Here is a 2,192-nt window from a genome sequence, read left to right as displayed (position 1 = left end):
CACTGCCGGGCATCTCCGCCACCGTCGTCGACGACGAGGCCCGCGAGGTCCCGGACGGCGGAGGCGGCTATCTCGTCCTCACCGAGCCGTGGCCCGCCATGCTGCGCACCATCTGGGGCGACGACCAGCGCTTCCTCGACACCTACTGGTCCCGCTTCGAGGGCAAGTACTTCGCGGGCGACGGCGCCAAGAAGGACGAGGACGGCGACATCTGGCTCCTCGGCCGCGTCGACGACGTCATGCTGGTGTCCGGGCACAACATCTCGACCACCGAGGTCGAATCCGCCCTCGTCTCGCACCCGGCCGTCGCCGAGGCAGCCGTGGTCGGCGCCGCCGACGAGACGACCGGCCAGGCCATCGTCGCGTTCGTCATCCTGCGCGGCACGGCAACCGCATCCGACGAACTGGTCGCGGAGCTGCGCAACCACGTCGGCACCACCCTCGGCCCGATCGCCAAGCCGAAGCGGATCCTGCCGGTGGCCGAACTGCCGAAGACCCGCTCCGGCAAGATCATGCGGCGCCTGCTGCGTGATGTCGCCGAGAACCGTGAACTCGGAGACGTCACCACACTCACCGACTCCTCGGTCATGGACCTCATCCAGACCCAGCTCCCCACCGCGGGCTGACCGCGAACGGAGAACGCAAGAGCCTGATGTGCGCCTCGCCCCGTCCCTCCGGTCGCGCCACGTCCAACCCTGATCGCTCGGCGGAGACGGTAGCGATGGTGTGGAGAGAGCGCTGCGTGGTCTACGGCTACCGGCTGCACACCGCGGAAAGGGCTCTGCGCACTCGGACCGGCTCGAACCTGGGTGACGCCATGGAGAGCACCACCAGAGCGGTTCGGCCGAGATGGTTCGCCAGTGCGAGCGCGGCGGCGTCCGGGTCGCGTGCCATGACCGCTTCGGCGATCTTGTGATGCTGTTCGCTCGTGCCGGCTTGCCATTCGAGTGGATTCCACGTGACGAAGGCCATGCGGTAGCGCGTGGCATGGTCCGACAGCAGGGCCAGTTCCCGCTCGAGGCGCGGGCCCGATGGGTGAACCAGCGCGCGGTGGAACGCTTCGTGCGGGCACTCCCACTGCTCGACGTCGCCGGTACGCGCCGTCTCGTCCATTTCGTGCAGCAGCCGGTCGATTCGGTGGAGGTGTTCCTCGCTCATGCGCGGCACGGCGATCCCGACAGCGAGCGCTTCGAGACTGATACGCATGGCGTAGAGGTCGTCGAGGTCGTCGTCGCTGAACGTCGCCACTCGGGCACGGTGCTGGGATTCCTGCTGAATGAAGCCCTCACGTTGGAGGATTCTGAGAGCCTCACGCAGCGGGCCACGGCTTACCCCGAGCTGCCGAGCGAGCTCGACCTGGGACAGTGGATCTCCGGCCCGCAGTTCGCCTCGCATGATCGCGCGCCGCACAGCGTGATGGGCTCGACTCACTTCGTCCGGATGGGCGAGCTTGTCCGCCACCTCGGCTGACCCTGCTGTCATTGCGTGCCGGCCTCTCCCACGTCTCGGTGCCCGCTCGGTCACTCAACCGAGCGGACTGATTACGGCTACTACCGTAGCTGACTCGCCCCGCAGGACTGCCTACACTTTCCATCGTGACCCCGACAACACGGATGCCACATTACGGGCGCACCAGGCCTCACATGCCTAGTGAACAGCTTCACCCCGTGCCGGTTCCTGAAAAATGTTGACACCCTGAACGGATCTGAGCATACCGCCCTGCCGGACGGCGCAGCCCTCTCGTAACTGAGCCGGCCCTCCGGGCTCTCCCGCTGTGCGGCATCAGCTGCGTCAGCAGTCGCTGGACCAGGGACCGATGGCTGGAGCGGGTGGAATCGACGAGCGTGACAGCGCGCGCGACCACTGTCCCTCCTGCCGGCGAGCCCCCCGTCGACGTACATGTCGAGATCGATTGGCACGGCGTTTCAGAACCTCACAGATCGTCGTGCCCGATCCTGGCCGCCATCAGGCTCACCAGGTCGTACGCGGCGTCCGGAATCACCGTTCCCGGAGGGAACACGGCGGCTGCCCCCATGTCCAAGAGGGTGGGCACGTCCTGGGGCGGTATGACCCCACCGACGGCGATCATGATGTCGCCGCGCCCCTCGGCCGCGAGCTCCTCGCGGAGCGCGGGGACGAGGGTGAGGTGGCCGGCGGCCAGGGAGGAGACGCCCACGATGTGCACATCCGCC

At 67.7% G+C, this 2,192-nt stretch carries 1 protein-coding gene and 4 pseudogenes; 1 reads left to right on the top strand and 4 read right to left on the bottom strand.

The features are described from left to right. Positions 1 to 626 (top strand): annotated as a pseudogene (locus ACFVW8_RS39000) (acetyl-coenzyme A synthetase); the annotation flags it as partial. Between the two features lie 127 nt (positions 627 to 753). Here ACFVW8_RS39000 and ACFVW8_RS38995 read toward each other — a convergent pair. The 4 genes and pseudogenes from ACFVW8_RS38995 to ACFVW8_RS38980 all read right to left on the bottom strand — a co-directional run. Continuing rightward, positions 754 to 1,248: a GntR family transcriptional regulator gene (locus ACFVW8_RS38995; protein WP_389698780.1), complete on the bottom strand. Its 495-nt coding sequence runs from the start codon at positions 1,246 to 1,248 to the stop codon at positions 754 to 756. Positions 1,249 to 1,305: 57 nt separating this feature from the next. Continuing rightward, a pseudogene (locus tag ACFVW8_RS38990) lies at positions 1,306 to 1,395 on the bottom strand (GntR family transcriptional regulator); the annotation flags it as partial. Between the two features lie 355 nt (positions 1,396 to 1,750). Continuing rightward, positions 1,751 to 1,901 (bottom strand): annotated as a pseudogene (locus ACFVW8_RS38985) (methylmalonyl Co-A mutase-associated GTPase MeaB); the annotation flags it as partial. A gap of 32 nt (positions 1,902 to 1,933) precedes the next feature. Further along, positions 1,934 to 2,192: pseudogene (locus ACFVW8_RS38980) on the bottom strand (methylmalonyl-CoA mutase); the annotation flags it as partial.

It is taken from the genome of Streptomyces sp. NPDC058221 (genome assembly GCF_042882365.1).
In the GTDB taxonomy this organism is placed as follows: domain Bacteria; phylum Actinomycetota; class Actinomycetes; order Streptomycetales; family Streptomycetaceae; genus Streptomyces.
The sequence above is the reverse complement of the archived record's forward strand: the minus strand, read 5'-3'. Positions and strand labels throughout refer to the sequence as shown.